The sequence below is a fragment of the Consotaella aegiceratis genome (assembly GCF_036541425.1).
In the GTDB taxonomy this organism is placed as follows: Bacteria; Pseudomonadota; Alphaproteobacteria; order Rhizobiales; family Rhizobiaceae; genus Consotaella; species Consotaella aegiceratis.
Genome location: NZ_JAZHFT010000001.1, coordinates 258,516 through 275,391 on the forward strand (window position 1 = coordinate 258,516; position 16,876 = coordinate 275,391).

At 66.0% G+C, this 16,876-nt stretch carries 16 protein-coding genes; 6 read left to right on the forward strand and 10 right to left on the reverse strand.

What is annotated here, in order from left to right:
- Positions 1-23: 23 nt before the first annotated feature.
- The gene (locus SMD10_RS01195; RefSeq protein WP_331683797.1) at positions 24-1,988 is read right to left on the reverse strand and encodes a polysaccharide biosynthesis protein; all 1,965 of its coding nucleotides are present in this window, start codon (positions 1,986-1,988) and stop codon (positions 24-26) included.
- A gap of 284 nt (positions 1,989-2,272) precedes the next feature.
- Positions 2,273-2,806 (reverse strand): gluconokinase, encoded by a 534-nt coding sequence (locus tag SMD10_RS01200; protein ID WP_331683798.1) that lies wholly within the window; start codon positions 2,804-2,806, stop codon positions 2,273-2,275.
- Positions 2,807-3,071: 265 nt separating this feature from the next.
- Here SMD10_RS01200 and SMD10_RS01205 point away from each other — a divergent pair, with 265 nt between their 5' ends.
- The 4 genes from SMD10_RS01205 to SMD10_RS01220 all read left to right on the forward strand — a co-directional run bounded on the left by SMD10_RS01205 (position 3,072) and on the right by SMD10_RS01220 (position 7,040).
- Complete coding sequence (locus tag SMD10_RS01205) at positions 3,072-3,941, forward strand: FadR/GntR family transcriptional regulator (RefSeq protein ID WP_331683799.1); 870 nt, start codon at positions 3,072-3,074, stop codon at positions 3,939-3,941.
- Positions 3,938-4,987 (forward strand): TRAP transporter substrate-binding protein, encoded by a 1,050-nt coding sequence (locus SMD10_RS01210; protein ID WP_331683800.1) that lies wholly within the window; start codon positions 3,938-3,940, stop codon positions 4,985-4,987. The genes SMD10_RS01205 and SMD10_RS01210 overlap by 4 nt, the downstream gene beginning before the upstream one ends.
- Before the next feature lie 117 nt (positions 4,988-5,104).
- Complete coding sequence (locus SMD10_RS01215) at positions 5,105-5,710, forward strand: TRAP transporter small permease subunit (protein WP_331683801.1); 606 nt, start codon at positions 5,105-5,107, stop codon at positions 5,708-5,710.
- 1 nt (position 5,711) lies between these two features.
- The gene (locus SMD10_RS01220) at positions 5,712-7,040 is read left to right on the forward strand and encodes a TRAP transporter large permease (protein WP_331683802.1); all 1,329 of its coding nucleotides are present in this window, start codon (positions 5,712-5,714) and stop codon (positions 7,038-7,040) included.
- Between the two features lie 96 nt (positions 7,041-7,136).
- Here the strand turns inward: SMD10_RS01220 and SMD10_RS01225 are convergent, their stop codons facing one another.
- The 8 genes from SMD10_RS01225 to SMD10_RS01260 form a co-directional block, all read right to left on the reverse strand.
- A complete protein-coding gene (locus SMD10_RS01225) occupies positions 7,137-7,409 on the reverse strand; it encodes an HNH endonuclease (RefSeq protein WP_331683803.1) in 273 nt (90 codons plus the stop codon).
- A gap of 103 nt (positions 7,410-7,512) precedes the next feature.
- A complete protein-coding gene (locus SMD10_RS01230) occupies positions 7,513-8,127 on the reverse strand; it encodes a hypothetical protein (RefSeq protein WP_331683804.1) in 615 nt (204 codons plus the stop codon).
- Positions 8,124-8,747 (reverse strand): hypothetical protein, encoded by a 624-nt coding sequence (locus SMD10_RS01235; protein ID WP_331683805.1) that lies wholly within the window; start codon positions 8,745-8,747, stop codon positions 8,124-8,126. The genes SMD10_RS01230 and SMD10_RS01235 overlap by 4 nt, the downstream gene beginning before the upstream one ends.
- Positions 8,744-9,508 (reverse strand): ABC transporter ATP-binding protein, encoded by a 765-nt coding sequence (locus tag SMD10_RS01240; RefSeq protein ID WP_331683806.1) that lies wholly within the window; start codon positions 9,506-9,508, stop codon positions 8,744-8,746. The genes SMD10_RS01235 and SMD10_RS01240 overlap by 4 nt, the downstream gene beginning before the upstream one ends.
- On the reverse strand, positions 9,505-10,563 hold the full coding sequence (locus SMD10_RS01245) for a FecCD family ABC transporter permease (RefSeq protein WP_331683807.1): 1,059 nt from the start codon (positions 10,561-10,563) through the stop codon (positions 9,505-9,507). The genes SMD10_RS01240 and SMD10_RS01245 overlap by 4 nt, the downstream gene beginning before the upstream one ends.
- Positions 10,564-10,578: 15 nt before the next feature.
- Positions 10,579-11,661, reverse strand: coding sequence for an ABC transporter substrate-binding protein (locus SMD10_RS01250; protein ID WP_331683808.1), 1,083 nt, complete (start codon positions 11,659-11,661; stop codon positions 10,579-10,581).
- 340 nt (positions 11,662-12,001) lie between these two features.
- Positions 12,002-12,964 (reverse strand): nucleoside hydrolase, encoded by a 963-nt coding sequence (locus tag SMD10_RS01255; RefSeq protein ID WP_331683809.1) that lies wholly within the window; start codon positions 12,962-12,964, stop codon positions 12,002-12,004.
- An 88-nt stretch (positions 12,965-13,052) separates the two neighbouring features.
- A complete protein-coding gene (locus tag SMD10_RS01260) occupies positions 13,053-14,207 on the reverse strand; it encodes a LacI family DNA-binding transcriptional regulator (RefSeq protein WP_331683810.1) in 1,155 nt (384 codons plus the stop codon).
- Positions 14,208-14,592: 385 nt separating this feature from the next.
- Here SMD10_RS01260 and SMD10_RS01265 point away from each other — a divergent pair, with 385 nt between their 5' ends.
- Both SMD10_RS01265 and SMD10_RS01270 read left to right on the forward strand, forming a co-directional pair.
- Complete coding sequence (locus SMD10_RS01265) at positions 14,593-15,882, forward strand: extracellular solute-binding protein (protein WP_331683811.1); 1,290 nt, start codon at positions 14,593-14,595, stop codon at positions 15,880-15,882.
- A gap of 66 nt (positions 15,883-15,948) precedes the next feature.
- Complete coding sequence (locus SMD10_RS01270; protein ID WP_331683812.1) at positions 15,949-16,875, forward strand: carbohydrate ABC transporter permease; 927 nt, start codon at positions 15,949-15,951, stop codon at positions 16,873-16,875.
- Position 16,876 lies beyond the last annotated feature (1 nt).

The window sequence follows — 16,876 nt, forward strand, 5'->3', positions numbered from 1 at the left end:
GCCGCCGCTGCCGGGACGGCGCGTCAGCCGGCCCGCCCGCCCTGACCGGATTGCTGATCGCCAAATTTGGGCCGCGTGTCGATCAGGCGCAGCTTTTGTGCTGCCGGCGTGGCCGCCGCTTCGTCCTTCAGCCCCGGGACGAGATGACCCAGTTGAGCAATCGCGCGCGGTTCGTCGCCGGATGCCACGGCCGATTCGATGGCATCGATATTGCGGCGCAGCAGCGTCAGATTGGTGGCTCGCGACCGTGCGATCATGATGCCGGACCAACCGGTACCTTCGACGATCTCGTCCGGCCCGAAGAGCTCTTCCTTGAGCTTCTCGCCTTTGCGCAGACCGATGAGGTCGATGCCGATATCGACGTAGGGTCGCAATCCGGCAAGCTGGATCAGCCGTTCCGCCAGTTCCAGGATGCGGATCGGCTCGCCCATGTCGAGGACCAGGATCTGGCCCTGGGCGTTGTGGTCGTTGAGGCCGTGGCCGGCAGCATGGAGAATGAGCCGCGACGCCTCCGGAATCGTCATGAAATAGCGATAGATGTCGGGATGCGTCACGGTCAGCGGACCGCCGCGTTCGAGCTGCTCCTGGAACAGCGGGATGACCGACCCGGTGGATCCCATGACGTTGCCGAAGCGGACGGTCAGGAAGCGTGTGCCCTGCTGCGAGAGATCCAGCGCCTGACAGTAGGTTTCGGCTGCCCGCTTGGTGGCGCCCATGACGTTGGCGGGGTTCACCGCCTTGTCGGTGGAGACCATGACGAACGCCAGGGCGCCGCAATGCAGCGCTGCGTCGGCGACGTTCCGCGTGCCCAGGAGATTCGTCTCGATGCCTTCGAGCGGATTGTCTTCGACGATCGGCACATGCTTCAGTGCGGCGGCGTGGAAGACGACCTCAGGCTTCACCTGCTCGAACAAATCCGCCACACGCGCTCCGTGACGCACGTCGGTGACCCTTGCCGTGACGGCGACCTGTGGGTGCTTGTCGCTCATATGCCGGTGGATTCGGTAGAGAGCGTATTCGTTGTTGTCGACCAGCAAGAGATGGCGCGGATGGAAGGGCGCGATCTGTCTGACCAGCTCCGAGCCGATCGAGCCGCCAGCTCCCGTCACGGCAACGCAGCGGCCGTTGAGCAGGTTCGCGACCTCGTCGACGTCAATCTGAATTTCCTGGCGGCCGACCAGATCCTCCAACGACAGCGGACGCGGCACGATCTGCGTCGTGTCGCGGATCAAGCCAGCCTGAGAAATGTCATGCAGACGCCGGACCGTGAGCTTGTGAGGCGCAGCATGCGCGACCACGCTGGTCAACTCCTGCGCCGTGATCTCGGTCGATGTTACGATCAACTCGTCGATCGGCAACGCCTTCAGATCGCTTTTGCGCAGCACCGCCGGCAAGTCTTCCAACGTACCCAACACCCGGATGCCATGCAGCTGGCGCCGCCGGTTCTTGAGGCGCGGATCGATGAGCCCGAGGATGTTGACGCCGCTGTGGTTGCGCCGCGCATCGCGGATGAACAGATCCGCATTGTCGTTGAATCCATAAAGCAAAGCATTGTGCTTCGTCGGCCAGAAGCCGCTGCGCCGCGATTCCGACAGGCCATTCTCCTTGGTCACCCGGTAAAGCAAGCGAGGCCCGCCGAGGGCGACGATCATCACGAACCACGTGGTGACCATGGCGCTGCGCGGCAGCCAGGCGCCACGATACAGGAGAAAATGGCCGATCACGAAGATCACCGTGATGGCAGTGGCGGCTTTGACAATCGAAATCACATCGAGAAGCGAGGCGTAACGCCAAGCTCCGCGATTGAGCGAAAAGAGAGGGAAGAGACAGGCGCTCAGCGCCGTGAAGGCGATAATGATCGCCCAAAGCTGCCACGTGGTGAACAGCGGCCCGTATCCATAGGCCAGCGCAAGAGCAAGCGTGATGGAGAAGGCCGCGACCAAGATGTCGTGAGCAGCTCCAAGCGGCTGGAGCGAGCTACGCGGCAATTTCGAAATCATCGAACGAAATGGATTATGCTTCAGCACAGCCACTCTGATTTCTGATGGGGCTAGTGGCCGATGGAGCCGCTATCCATTGGGCATTCGAGAACATTCCCGATTAAATGGCGCTCTCGCAGGAAAAACTAGATGGCGTTTGGGCGGAAAGCCAAATCACGAAAGTTTTCTGACGTACGGACAACTTTATTGGACTCCGCGCTGCGCTGCGCTGCGCGATCGCTATGCGCCCTGATGCCGCTGGCGTGGCGAAGCGACAGTCAGGGATCCAACCCTCATATCATCCGAATGCGCCAGCCAGCCTCCATAAAACGCCGGATCGCCTCATCGGCGACCTCTTTTGCCGACTTGTCGATAGTGACAGCAATCCCCGGTTCGTCGGTCTCCAGCGGCTCCAGATCTCCGAATTGGGAAGCCAGCAGGGAGGCGGGCATATAGTGACCCGATCGCGCGGCGAGACGCTCTGCGACCAGTGACGCATCGGCGGCGAGAAACAGGAAACGGACATCGGCGTCCGCCGCCCGCAGGATGTCACGGTAGCTGCGCTTCAAGGCCGAACAGGTTGCAACGACGCTGCGTCCGGCACACGCCTCGGCGCTGATCCAATCCCGGATCGTCGAAAGCCAGGGCCACCGATCCTCGTCCTGAAGCGGGATGCCGTGCGACATCTTTGCGATGTTCTCGGGCGGATGGAAATCGTCGGCCTCCGCGAACTGCCAACCCAGGCGTTCCGCCAGAATTCGGGCCGTGGTCGTCTTGCCGACGCCGGCCGGTCCCATCACGATCAGGGCCTTCGAGGTCGATTTCATCATCCGTCACCAATGGCTTGGCGGGCACCCAAAGCCCCGCCCGGCGCGTCGTCGCGCCTCACATAATCGCTTCGCCCCCTGAGCGACAACGGCCCGCCGCGACGCAGGTCGGCTCAAGCCGCCCAGCAAGTCGTCCGTCGAACGCGATCCCGTTTTACCCCTTCGGCGCTGCAAGATCGTTTTGACGCACTGCACATGTCGAACTGGGTTGCACTCCATGTCTGACATGGATATACCTTTTGTCAGGCTTGGGGAGGCATCGGTAATGGGCAAGACGGGAGTCGTCAACAATGAGCGTTCATTGGGCGCCCAGGTTGCCGAATCCTTGGCCCGGGAGCTTCTCTCCGGCGCCTATCGTCCAGGCGACATCCTGCCGAAGGAAATCGAGCTGACCGAGCGGTTCGGCGTCAGCCGTGCGTCGGTCCGCAGCGGGCTGCAGTCGCTGACCGCCTGCGGCATGGTCCGCCGCCTCGCCGGCCAGGGCACCATCGTCCAGGACGTGGGCGAATGGAACATTCTCGACCCCGTCATCACCCGGCGGCTCGCCGATCAGGAAACGCCGCATCCGGACCTGGTACGGGCCATCTTCTCGTTCCGCTATGCGGCCGAACCGCTGATCTCGGCGATCGCGGCCAAAAGCGCCAGCGCGCGCGACCTCCTGGCCATGGAAGAAGCCTTCGAGGGCATGACGCGTGCCGTCGAGTTCGGCACCCTGCGCTGGGATCGCGCCGACTTCAGCGAACACGACGTGGATTTTCACGCCGCGATCTACCGCGCGACGCGCAACGCGATCTGGGCACAACTCGTCCACATCCTGCGGCCGGCGATCACCCTCGTGGTGCGCCAGAGCAACGAGACGGCGGACGAACTGCGCGACAGCCTCGGCCGTCACCACCGGCTCATGGAGGCGATCCGGCTTCGCGATCCGCACGGCGCCTTCAAGGCCGCCCGGAGCGTCATGGACCGCACCGCCCAGGATCTTCACATCAATCCCGATTCCGGCATCGATGGCGATGCCGGCAATGCGCTTCTCGTCTTGTCGGAAGATCTCGACGCCGGGACGGCGAAGCCCCCTTCCCATCGCGACCATGAAGCAGAAACGGGCCCGAGCCCGAAACAGGAGGAACGATCATGATTGCCTTACCGACCAAGCGCCTGCTTGCCAGCCTCTGCGGCCTCGCGGTCGCCGCCATGGCGGGCGCGGCCCTGACGACCGACAGCGCACTCGCCCAGGCCGAATACAGCTGGACCTTCCAGACGTCGGAGACGAACGGCGAACCGCAGTTCGAGATCAAGAAGGAGTGGGCCGACAACATCAAGACGATGAGCGGCGGCCGGATCGAGATCGAGATCCTGCCGGTCAACGCCGTGGTGCCCTCCAACCAGACGCTCGACGCGGTGGCGGCCGGCATCCTGCAGGGCCATCTCACCGACCCCAGCTACTTCTCCGGCAAGGACCCCGCCTTCGGCATGATGGGCAACCTCGTCGGCGCTTGGGGCGATCCACTCGAGTTCCTGGAATACATGAAATACAACGGCGGCGAGGAGCTCTATAACGAACTGGTCGAGCCCTACGGCCTGCATCTCATCGGCGCCGCGGCCACCGGACTGGAGTCGCTGCCGTCGACCAAGCCGATCCGCACCGTCGAGGACCTCAAGGGCCTGAAGCTGCGCGCGCCGGAAGGCATGGTCTACGACATCTTCTCCAAGGCGGGCGCGACGCCGGTCAACCTGCCGGGCTCGGAGGTCTATACCTCTCTCGAGAAGGGTGTGATCGACGCCGCCGACTACACGGTGTTCGCGACCAACCAGGCTCAGGGACTGCACGGCTTCGCCAAGTATCCGAGCTATCCGGGCTTCCACTCGCTGCCGATGGTGTCGGTGTCGATCAACAAGCAGATCTGGGACGGACTGCCGGACGATCTGAAGACGATCCTGGAGACGGCGACCGATTCGATGGCCTACGAGATGGTGGCCAAGCTCAAGCAGCGCGACATCGAGGCCGTGGCCGAGGCACGCCAGGACCCGAACATCGAGATCGTCGACCTGCCGCCCGAGGAGCGCGCCAAGTTCCGCAACATCGCGCGTCAGGAGTGGGAAGTCTGGGCCAAGAAGAACGAGATCACGCAGAAGTACTACGACTCCGTGACGAAGTTCCTCAAGGACCGCGGCATGATGTAGGCGGCCGAACCGCCTGTGCGCGGCGGGTGGTGCAGAGCCTCCCGCCGCGCATCCTTTCATTTTCCGTCATGCGGCTCCTGCCGGGACCCCGGCAGCGCGCTGCCCGAAAGCGTCCTCATGTCCAACAACGATCCTCTATCCGAAGCGGTCGAGCCGATCGACGAACCCAGTTCGGGCAATCGATCCGAGGAAACGCCGGCAACCGCTCTCGACCGGGCCGTCGTGGCCGCCAGCAAGGCCATCGGCTGGCTGGCCTTCGCGGCGATGGCGATCTCGGTCTACGAGGTGTTCATGCGCTATGCGCTGAACTCGCCGACCTCGTGGGTGCACGAAACGACAGTGCTCCTCATCGCCATCATCTTCGCGCTCGGCGGGCCGATCGCGCTCGCCCGCAACAAGCACATCCGCGTGCGCCTTCTTTACGACATCGCGGGGCCGCGCATGCGCTTCGCGCTCGACCTCTTCAACGGCCTGCTGACGCTGATCTTCACCGCCGGCATGTCCTATGCGGCGTGGATCATGTTCTACACCGCCTCACACAATCCGACCGGCGCCTGGCAGCTCGAACGTTCCGGCACCTCCTGGAATCCGCCCTTTCCGGCGATCACCAAGGGGGTGATCCTGATCGCCGTCACCCTGATGCTCCTCCAGACGGTCATGCATCTCGTCCATACGCTGCGTCAGGGCCCGGTCCCGCACCCGGCCGGCGAGGGGGAGCGCTGAGATGGGCGGTCTCGGAATGAGTGCAATCGGCATCGAATGGGGCACCTATCTTCTCGTCGGCAGCATCTTCGCGCTGCTCCTGACCGGCCTGCCGCTCGCCTTCGTCACCGGCCTCGTCGCGCTGGTCTTCACCTTCGGCTGGTTCGGGCCGAACGCCCTGCCGCTGATCACCAGCCGCATCTACGGCTTCATCACCGAATATTCGCTCGTGGCGGTGCCGATGTTCGTGTTCATGGCGTCGCTGCTCGACCGATCGGGCATCGCCAAGGACCTGTTCAACTCGATGCGAATATTGGCCGGGCGGCTGCCCGGCGGCGTCGCGGTGCAGACGCTGGTGGTCGCCTTCCTGCTGGCGGCGATGTCCGGCATCATCGGCGGCGAGATCGTGCTGCTCGGCCTGCTCGCCCTGCCGCAGATGCTGCGTCTCGGCTACGACCGCTCGATCGCCATCGGCGTGGTGTGCGCCGGCGGCTCGCTCGGCACCATGATCCCGCCCTCGATCGTACTGATCATCTACGGCCTGATCGCCCAAGTGTCGATCGCCGACACCTTCGCGGCCGCGGTGACGCCGGGCACCATCCTGATGCTGTCCTACGTCGCCTATGTGATGTTCCGCTGTCTGCGCAATCCGGAGCTCGGCCCGCCCATGCCGGAGAGCGAGCGCCTGCCGCCCAAGGAGCGCCTGATCACCATCGCCAAGGGGCTGTTCTGGCCGGTGATCATCATCGGCATCGTGCTCGGCACCATCTATGGCGGCATCGCCTCGGTGACCGAGGCGGCGGCGATGGGCGTCATGGGCGTGCTTGTCGCCATCGTCGCGCGCCGCGAGTTCTCCGCCCGCATGCTGCAGCAGGCCGTGCTCCATACGCTCGACACCTGCGGCATGATCATCTGGATCGGCGTGGGCGCTGCCATCCTCGTCGGCGTCTATAATCTGATGGGCGGCAACCGCTTCGTTTCGGGCGCGATCCTCGGCTTCGAGACATCCCCCACCGTGATCATCGTCATCATGATGGTCATCCTCGGCATTCTCGGGCTGTTCCTCGACTGGATCGGCATCGCCATGCTCGCCCTGCCGATCTTCGTGCCGATCATCAAGCAGCTCGGCTACGACCCGGTATGGTTCGGCGTGCTCTTCGCCATCAACATGCAGGTCTCGTTCCTGAGCCCGCCCTTCGGGCCGGCCGCCTTCTACCTGAAGGGCGTCGCCCCGCCGCACATCACGCTGCAGAACATCTTCTCGGCGCTCGTGCCTTTCATCTGCATCCAGATCGCCGTGCTGGCGCTGCTCGTGGCCTTCCCCGAGATCGCCATGTGGATCCTCCGGTAGACCGGGCACCAAGAGAAAATAAAGACAGAGGGCCGGACGACACACCGTCGGCTGGCCCTTTTCAAATCGAAATGTGCCCTCCGGCCTGTCCGCCCCCTACCGCCGCCGATGCGTCGGAGCGTGAAAGTCGGGCGGCTTGCCGGCGATCCAGCGCAGGAACCGCTCGATCCTGGGATCGGCCGCCAGCGGTACGCCCGCATCCGCCATGCGCGCCAGATCGTGGTTGGAAAAGCAGGCGTGGATGGTCCGATGGCAGATCGGATGGACGGCCGCGACATCGCGCCCGCCGCGGCTCTTGGGTCGGACATGATGCCATTCGACGCGGCGCCCCAAGCGACGCCCGCACAGCCAGCAAGTCTCTTCGCCCACCGTCTCTCTTCGCCCGCCGTCCCGTTTCCCGTCGCCATGACCGGACTGTAGGGCGTGCGGCCGCAGCGGCGAGAGAATGCCTGTCTTCGAGCGGGTCCGGCGATTATGCGATGGCCATCGCCGACTGCTCGCGCAGCCAGGGCAGGAAGCCGTCGAGAAACCGCGTGGTCGCCGGCATGAAGTGATGGCCGTGGTGGAAGAACGGGTCGAGGGTCGTGACGACCATGCGCCCGGCCGTCGTGACCTCGTCGACATAGAGGATCGGTCGGGCTTCCGGCCCCGTCGCCAATACCTCGGCGCCCTCGGGCGGCGCCAGGAAGCCGTGCAGGTGCCAGGTCAGATCCGCCTGGCCAATCCGGGCGAACAGCGGATGATCCGGCTTTGCGACGCGGATGCCGAGGTCGGCGCCTGGGGTCAGCCACCACCAGAAATTCGTCTCGCAGGGCTCGAAGGCGACGCCGGGAAGCCAGCGTTCGCTGTGGCATTCGCCCATGGCGACGACGGTGCCGCCCCGGTCGAGATAGCGCGACAGGACGGCGGCCTGCGGCTCCAGCCGGTAGGCCGCCGTCCGGCACAGCACGACCACCGCCCCGAACCGGCCGAGATCGGTCTCCGGCAGGGCCTCGGGCCGGATCGTCTCGTCGAAGTAACCGGCATAGCGGCCCTCGATCGCCTCGATCTGGTAGGCCGCTCCGGCATGGACCGCGAGCATGGTCATGTCGGGACCTCCTCCGGGGTCCAGGCCCGGCACCAGGCAACCAGCCGCGCGGCGATGCGGCGCTTGACCTCCGGATCGTCGCCGACGCCCCAGAGATCGTTGCCGGAATGAACGAACAGCGCGCCGCCCTGCGGACGTTTCCACTCCCAGTCGACCGGCAGCCGGCCCGGCCCGATGCCGGTGATCGCCACGGCTCCGTCCGGCGGCGGGTTGTGGCCGCGACCATAGAAGCCGGCGACGCCCCGATTGGTCTCGAGGGACCGCGCCGCAATCCCGCTGAACACCGGATGCTCGGCAAGGCGGGCCAAGTCGAAATCGCCCCGATGCGGCCGGACGAGCGGAACGAAGGGCTTCAGCCCCTGGACGAAGGGGCGCACGACGTGGCCGTTGAAAACCATCCGGCCGCCCGCATCGAGGAAGCGCTCCAGGCTTTCCTGTCGTTCCATCAGGTCGAGCTGATCGACATGAGCACTGGCGACGAGGCCCGCCGCCGCATCGATGTCGGCTGCGCTCAGGCGGTCCTGCCGGACCGCGCTGATCAAGCCGTCTCGTTCGAGCGGAGCAAAGGGCGGCGGCAGCGGCGCGTCGGTGGACAGGATGATAAGGACGGGCTTCGTCATGCGGCACTTCCTGCCTGTCCGAACAGCGGTACGATGCCGCGCGCGACGCGGCTGTCGGGTCCGTCGGTGCACTCGACGATGCGCACGGGAAGACCGTAGAGGCGAGTGATGTTGGCCTCCGTGATCGTCTCCTCGACCGGACCCAGGAGCCGATCGCGCTCCCCGAACATCAGCAGGGCGTCGTCGGCGACCGTCGCCGCGTGCTGCGGCAGGTGGGTGGTAAAGACGATTGCATGCTCGCGATCCGCCCGCAGCTTATCCACGACGGCGAGAAAACGATCCTGGTTGCGCAGATCGAGAGCCGAGGCCGGTTCATCGAGCACCAGCGTCGAGGCGCCGGTGGCGATGGCGCGGGCCAGCAGGACCAGCTGACGCTCCCCGCCGGACAGGCGGTCGAAGGCGTTGTCGGCGAAGCGCTGCATGCCGACACGGGCGAGCGCCTCGTCGGCGGCCGCCATGTCGGTCCGGGTGGGCGCGGCAAACAGGCCGCGCCGCGCCACCCGTCCGGTGGCGACCACCTGGCGGACGGCATAACCGATCTCGCGGGTCGCAGTCTGCGGAACATAGCCGATCACCGGCGGCGCGAGGCGGCGGCCTTCCGTCAGCGGCTGAAACCCCATGATCGCACGCAACAGCGTGGTCTTGCCGCGGCCGTTGGGGCCGAGGATCGCGAGGCAGCGACCCACGGGCGCTTCGAGATCGAGAGCACGGAAGATCCAGCGCGAGCCGAAGCGCACGCCGGCACCTTGAAGTTCGATCATCGCCCCTCCTTCAGCCGCCAGGCGCGGCGCAACAGGATGGCGAAGACCGGCGCCCCGACGATCGCGGTGAGCACGCTGAGCGGAATCTCGGCGGCGGTGGCGGTGCGCGCCAGCGTGTCGATGGCGACGAGATAGGCGCCGCCCAATAGCGCCGAGGCCGGGATCAGCACGCGATGGTCCTCGCCCACCAGCAGGCGGGCGGCATGCGGCACCACCAACCCGACCCAGCCGACCACGCCGGCGACCGCCACCACGGCCCCGGTGGTCAGCGCGACGAGGACGAAGAAGATCCAGCGATCGCGCTCCACCTTCACACCGAAGGAGCGCGCTTCGTCGTCGCCCAGCGACAGCACGTTGACGCGAAAGCGCAGGACGAACAGACCGAGGCTGCCGATGAGCACCGGCGGGACGGCAAGCAGAGCCTTGCCCCAGGTGGCGGAGGCGAACGAGCCCATCAGCCAGCCGACGATGGCGGGCAGGGAGGAGTCCGGATCGGCGACGAACTGCAGCAGCGAGACGAGCGCCGAGAACAGCGCGCCGACGATGATGCCCGCCAGCACGATCGTCGCCGTCTCGGTGCGCCCGTCGATCCGCGCGATCAGCCCGACGGAGACGAGCGCGACGATGCCGAAGGCGAACGCCGATCCGACCAGGAGGCCGCCCGAAACCCCAAACAGAATGGCGGCCGCGCCGCCGAAGGCCGCGCCGCTCGAAATGCCGAGGATCTGTGGCGAGACCAATGGATTGCGAAAGATGCCCTGGAGCGCCGCACCGCAGGCCGCGAGCCCGGCTCCCGAGAGCGCCGCGAGCAGAATGCGCGGCGCGCGCACCAGAAGGACCACGCGCTCGTCGAGAACGGCCCAGGTTGGCTCGATCGGCAGGATGGACTGGAAAAGGATGCCGCCGACCGTTCCGAGCGGAATGGAAAGGCGGCCCAGTCCGAGGCTGACGAGCATGGCCGCGAGCAGCAGGACGGCGAAGCCGGTCAGCCACAGGGCGCCGGCGACGGGTGTCCGGATTCGCTCTGCCGAGGCGTTTGCGACCATCTCCGCCATTCGTGCCACCCGACCCTATTCGGCTGCGAAACGATCGTAGTTCGCGCCGTCGCCGTTCATGTCCAGGCGCAGGATCGCGTCGATCTGGTCCGGCGTCGGAGTCTGCCCGTAGAGCGTCCGGTACCACTCGACGATCTGCCCACGGATGTCGAAATCGACACGGTCCGGGTGCAGCAGGTCGGCCAGCCACTGCCAGGTCAGCGGCGATTCCTGGCTCGGCGGGTCCCAGCGATAGCCGCCGATCGGCATCTTGTAGACGCGCCTGTCGACGGCCGCGTTGGTCGCGCCCAGCACCGGATCGTCATAGATGCGGCTGACGTCCAGCTCGGATTCAAAGCCGTTGAGCAGGATGACGTCGGGATTCCAGGCGGCGATCTGTTCGGCGTTGACCGGCTTAAGGCCGTCGATCTCGGCCGCCGCGTTCCGGCCCCCGGCCAGATTGATGTAGTAGTCGTTGTAGGTGCCGGTTCCCGCAACCCGCAGCTCGGTTTCGGCGCGCAGGAGATAGAGGACGCTCGGACGCTCGGCGTCCGGCAGATCCTTCAGGCCCGCCTCGATCTTCGCGGCCGTCTCGTCGCGCCAGCCGATGATGGCGTCGACCTTTTCCGGCTTGCCGATCAGTGTGCCGAGCAAGGTGATGATGGCGCGCGCCTTCTCTTCGTCGCCATAGAGGATGAGTGCGGTTTCCAGACCGGCATTGGTCAGCGGCGCGACGATGTCGTCGCCCTGCGAGCCCCATTGCACGACCAGGTCGGGATCGAGCGCCGCGATTGCCTCGACATTCGGCGCGAACCCGCTGTTGCCTGCGATGATGTCGCTGGGGATGTCGCGAGCGCCGGGGAAGAATTCGCCGAGGATCGCCTCCTCGATCGCCGACTTGGCGAGCGGATGCATGCCGACCAGCCGGTCCGTGCCACCGTCGAGCGCGATCACCGTGGAGGTCGAAGGGATCGGGATGACGACGGCCCGTTCGGCCGGCTGGTCGAGCTCGACCGTCCGACCGGTCTGGTCGGTGACGGAAATGGAATCGGCCTGCGCGGCCAAGGTGGAGGCCAGAAGCGCGGCGGACAGAAGCGCAACGCGCGTGGGCTGGGGCATCGACAGGTCTCCGGCTGGGCCTGCATATGGCCCTCGCAGTTAATATGAGTACACTACTCATATTAAAAGGCCGGCTTCGAATCAATGGGGCTGCGAAACTTCCAGCGTCTGGGCGACGGCCCTGCCCTTGGCGTGCGGCCAGCCGGCTGCAGAGAGAGAGAGAGAGAGAGACCGAACTACGACATCGGCCGCATCTGGAAGGCGATTGAGATCGACCCCCAGTCCGAAGTGACGTCTCGTTTGTCGCAAAACGCCGGCTAATCATCATCCGGCCGGCAACCAGACCGCTATCGAACAAGCGAGACTGGTGACGGAGATCCGATGCTCCGCACGGGACACTTCAGGCCAGGGCGTCCATCATCATACGCCGCAAACCCGCGAGATCCGCCTTCTTGACGACGCGGGCGTTGGCGGTCCCGGCCGGCGCCAGATCCGGGTCGGCCTCGTCCGGATCGGGCAGACGCGCCGAGGAGACGCTGGAATAGCCGCGCGTCAGATCTCCGCGCGTCTCGATGTCGACCACCGCGGCCTCGCTGGCGAGGATCAGGCTTTCGTCGATAGCGCAGGCGCAGGTCAGCGTGTCGGGATGGACCGTGCCCGCGTCCTGGTAGCGCGCCCGACTGAAGGCCACCGCCTGGCTGTTGACCTGGTGAAAGAAGGCGGAGCGTCGGGTCCCCAGTGCCTCGATCGCCGCGAGATCGGCCTCCGACAGATAGGAGTCGCGCAGTGACAGGGTCCAGGTCACCAGCGTGATGGCGAAACCCGCGCCGAACACGATCTTCGCCGCCTCGGGATCGACGTAGAAGTTGAATTCGGCGGCCGGCGTGACGTTGCCCATGGCATTGTCGGTCCCGCCCATGATCCAAAGATGCTTCACGGCCCGCCCGAAGCCCGGCTCCTTGGTGACGGCGGCCGCGATGTTGGTGAGCGGCGCCTGCGCCACGATGGCGATCTCGCCGGGGCTGGCCATCACCGTGTCCACCAGCGCGTCGACGGCATGCGCCGGCTCCGGTCGCTGCGGCGCCGGCGGATAGTGGGCGCCGCTCATGCCGTCGTCGCCGAACACGTAGGGCGCGTGGATGGGCTTGCGCAGAAGCGGCCGGCGGCATCCCGCGTAGACCGGCACCCGCGCCGGCAGATCGCAGACCGCCAGCGTCGCGAGCGCGTTTTCCACCTGCTGGTCGAAATCGATGTTGCCGGTGCAGATGGTCAGCGCTTCCAGCGTTACCGCCGGATGGCGCGCCGCCAGCATGATCGAGAAGCAGTCGTCGCCGGCGGTGTCGGTATCGATGATCAGGCGCATGGATGGTCCAGGTGTCGGGTTTCGCCACAATCGGCATGAAGACGGCCGCCTTGCAAGGCCTGCGCGAGGGAACCAAGGCCCCGCCCTTTCAGGCCTCGTGTCGGCCGCGGATGGGAGCGGCAGTCGAGCCGCGAACGATCAGCTGGATCGGCACGGTGGCCGAGGGCGGAGCCGACGCCGGACTGACGATCATCTCAAGCAGCATCTTCACGGCCGTGCGGCCCATCTGGGTCAGCGGCTGGCGGATCGTCGTCAGACCGGGCCGAAGCTGGCCGACTAGCGGAATGTCGTCGAACCCGACGATCGAGATATCGCGCGGCACGTCCAGGCCCGCGTCATGAATGGCGGTGATGGCTCCGAGCGCGCTGATATCGTTGGCGGCGAAGATCGCCGTCGGCCTGTCGCGGAGCGCCAGAAGACGATTGGCGGCGTCGAACCCGGACTTCTGCAGGTAGTCGCCTTCGACGATCAGCGTCGGATCGATCGGCAGGCCGTGCGCGGCCAGCGTGTCACGGTAGGCGCGAAGCCGCTCGCGCGCCGAGGCCAGCCGATGAGCGCCGGTGATGAAGCCGATCCGTCGATGACCGAGCTCGATCAGATGGCGCATCGCCAGGCAGCCGCCCTGATAGCTGTCGGCGGAGATCGACGGAAAGGTGGTCTCGTCGCTGCCCCGCTCGACGGAGACGACCGGGACGCGAGCCCGTTCGAGCGCCGTCAGATAGTCGGCCTCATAAGGCAGGACCGCGATCACGCCGTCGACCATCTGGTGCAGGAGATCGAGCACCTTGCCGGGCGGCACGCGGGTCGGCGCGGGCAGCGAATAGACCAGCATGTCCTGCCCCCCGCCGCGGACGGCGCTGCCGATCGCCATCACCAGGTCGCCGACGAAGGGCGTGTGCAGTTCCGCGATCACCCCGATGATGCCACTGCCGCCACCGTTGCGCGCCGTCGAGAGCTTCTGGGCGACGCGGTTGACGACATAGCCCATCTCGTCGGCGATGCGCAGGATGTCCTCGCGCATCTGCCGCGAGACGCCCGGCCGGTTGTTGATCGCCCGCGACGCCGTCATGCGCGACACGCCGGCGACGCGCGCGACCTCGGCGAGCGTCAGCGCGGCCCGGCGAGCCGGGGGGGCGCCGTCATCCATCGGACCGGCGTGGCCGGGCTCGTGGCCGGGGTCGGACGAGGCGGCTTCCGTCCCGAGGCTGTCGGGATCCGGCCGGGTGGGTCGGACATCGGTCATCGAACGGTCTCGCAGCTCATCTGAAACTCGGCAACGGTGGCTTTTGCGACAGGTCCACCGGGCTCTCCTCTAGCACGCCCCCCTCCTCTCTCGGCCAGACATCCCTTGGCGGGGGCTTCATCGACGCCCAGCGGCGCAAAGCCGCAGGCCGGCCATAGGGAGGACCGCCGCAGGCCGGCCGATCCGGTCGCCGCCTGGAAGCGAACCGTCAGCTTTGCACGGATTCTTTCCCTCATGCCAATGCGAACGTGCGGTCCTGCCCTTTCGTCCACCGCATCCGCGCGGCCCCAGACGGATCGATACCAGATTGACAGGCCTCGAACGTTACCGGTAACGTACCTCACGTCGCTTGACGATGGGAGCAAGCGGGCAAGGGAGGCCCATTATGACGACAAGACTGTTTTCCAAGGCTCGGATTCTCGGCTGCAGCGCGCTGGTGGCGGCCACGATTCCGTTCGCCGCGCAGGCGCAGGACAAGGTCATCACCTCGTGGGATCTGCAGACGAACGCCAGCGCGGCCGCCGTCATCGACGATGCCGCCGCGCGCTTCGAGGCGGCGCATCCCGGCTTCAAGGTGGACGTGTCCCACACCCTCAACGACGCCTACAAGACCAAGCTGAAGATCGCCTTCGGCGCCAACGAACCGCCATGCGCGTTCACCTCCTGGGGCGGCGGACCGCTGCGCGAATATGTCGACGCCGGCCAGGTGGTGGACCTCACGCCCTATCTGGAGCAGCACCCGGAATTCAAGGACCGCTTCGTGCCGGCCGGCTTCTCCGCCGTCACCTTCGACGGCAAGATCTACGGCCTGCCGGCCGAGAACACCTCGGTCGCCGTGATCTTCTACAACAAGGAGATCTTCGACGAATACGGCCTGACGCCGCCCAAGACCTGGGACGAGCTGATGCATGTCGTCGACGTCCTGAAGGAACACGACGTTGCGCCCTTCGCGCTCGCCAACAAGAACAAGTGGCCGGGCTCGATGTTCTTCGTCTATCTGGTCGATCGCATCGGCGGGCCGGAAGCCTTCCAGGCCGCAGCCGATCCCAAGGCCGACGGCAGCTTCGAGGATCCGGCCTTCGTCGAGGCCGGCAAACGCATCCAGGATCTGGTCAATGCCGGCGCTTTCGCCCGCGGCTACAACGGTCTGGACTACGATATCGGCGGCTCGCGCCGTCTGCTCTATTCCGGCCGTGCCGCCATGGAGCTGATGGGAAGCTGGGAGCTTTCGACGATCCGCGGCGAGAATCCCGATTTCGTCGAGAAGCTCGGCTTCTTTCCCTTCCCTGCCGTCGAAGGCGGCAAGGGCGATCCCAAGAACGTCATCGGTACGGTGGGCGACAACTTCGTCTCGATCTCGGCAGCCTGCCCTTACAAGGATGCTGCGTTCGACTTGCTGATGACACTCACGGACGACACGGCGGCCCAGGGCCGTCTCGCCGACAAGCGTGTGGTGCCGCTCAAGAACATCAAGGTCGACGACCCGTTCCTGGCCGACATCATGGGGCTGGTCGCCGAAGCCCCGAGCGTCCAGCTCTGGTACGACCAGGAACTGCCGCCCGCACTCGGCGAGGAGCACAAGGACACCACCCAGGCACTGTTCGGCCTGTCGATGACGCCGGAGGAAGCCGCCGCCAAGATGGAAGAGGCCGCCCAGTCGGCGTCGGCCGAATAACACCCTTCTACCCCGAACCGGCCGCGACGCGAGCGGCCGGTTCGGGCCGATGGTGGAGGAATCCCATTGACCGTCGACGATGCCAGCCCGGCCGTGTCGCCGCCGAGGCGCCGCCGGATCACTGCCCAGACGATCGCGCCCGCGCTCTTTCTGGCCCCCGCGGTGATCCTGCTCGCCCTCTATCTGCTCTACCCGCTCGTCGACAGCTTCCGGCTGTCGCTGCTCGACTGGAACGGGCTCGGCAACACCGCCCGCTTCGTCGGCCTCGACAACTGGATCGCCCTTGCGCAGGACGGCGTCTTCTGGCGGTCGGCCCGCAACAACATCCTGATGGCGGTGTTCTCGATCGTCATCCAGATGCCCATCGCCCTCGTCCTGGCGGTCGTCCTGGACGAGGCGAGCAAGGGCTCGCGGCTCTTGAAGATCCTGTATTTCCTGCCGATGCTGATGTCGAGCGTCGCTCTCGGCGTGCTGTTCAAGAACTTCTACGATCCCAATTTCGGCGCTTTGAACGGCATCCTCGATGCCTTCGGCCTCTACGACTGGACTCAGGACTGGCTCGGCGACCCGGACCTGGCGCTGGCCTCGGTGATCGCCGTCGTCTGCTGGCAGTTCATCCCCTTCTACATGGTCCTCTTCCTGGCCGGCCTTGCCTCCTTCCCGCGCGAGCTGACCGAAGCGGCGCGGCTCGATGGCGCCAGCGAGGTGACGATCTTCTGGAAGATCAAGCTGCCGCATCTACGCGGCACGTTTCGCACCGCCGTGCTGCTCTCCATCATCGGCTCGCTACGCTATTTCGACCTCATCTACGTGATGACCGGCGGCGGTCCCGACAATGCCTCCGAGGTCATGGCCACCTACATGTACCGCACCGTCTTCAGCTCGTTCCGGCTCGGCTACGGGAGCACCATCGCCTCGGCCATGTTCATCATCGTGACGCTCATCGCGGCGGTGTCGCTGCGGATGTCGCGGCGTTTCGAGACCCAGGTGTAAC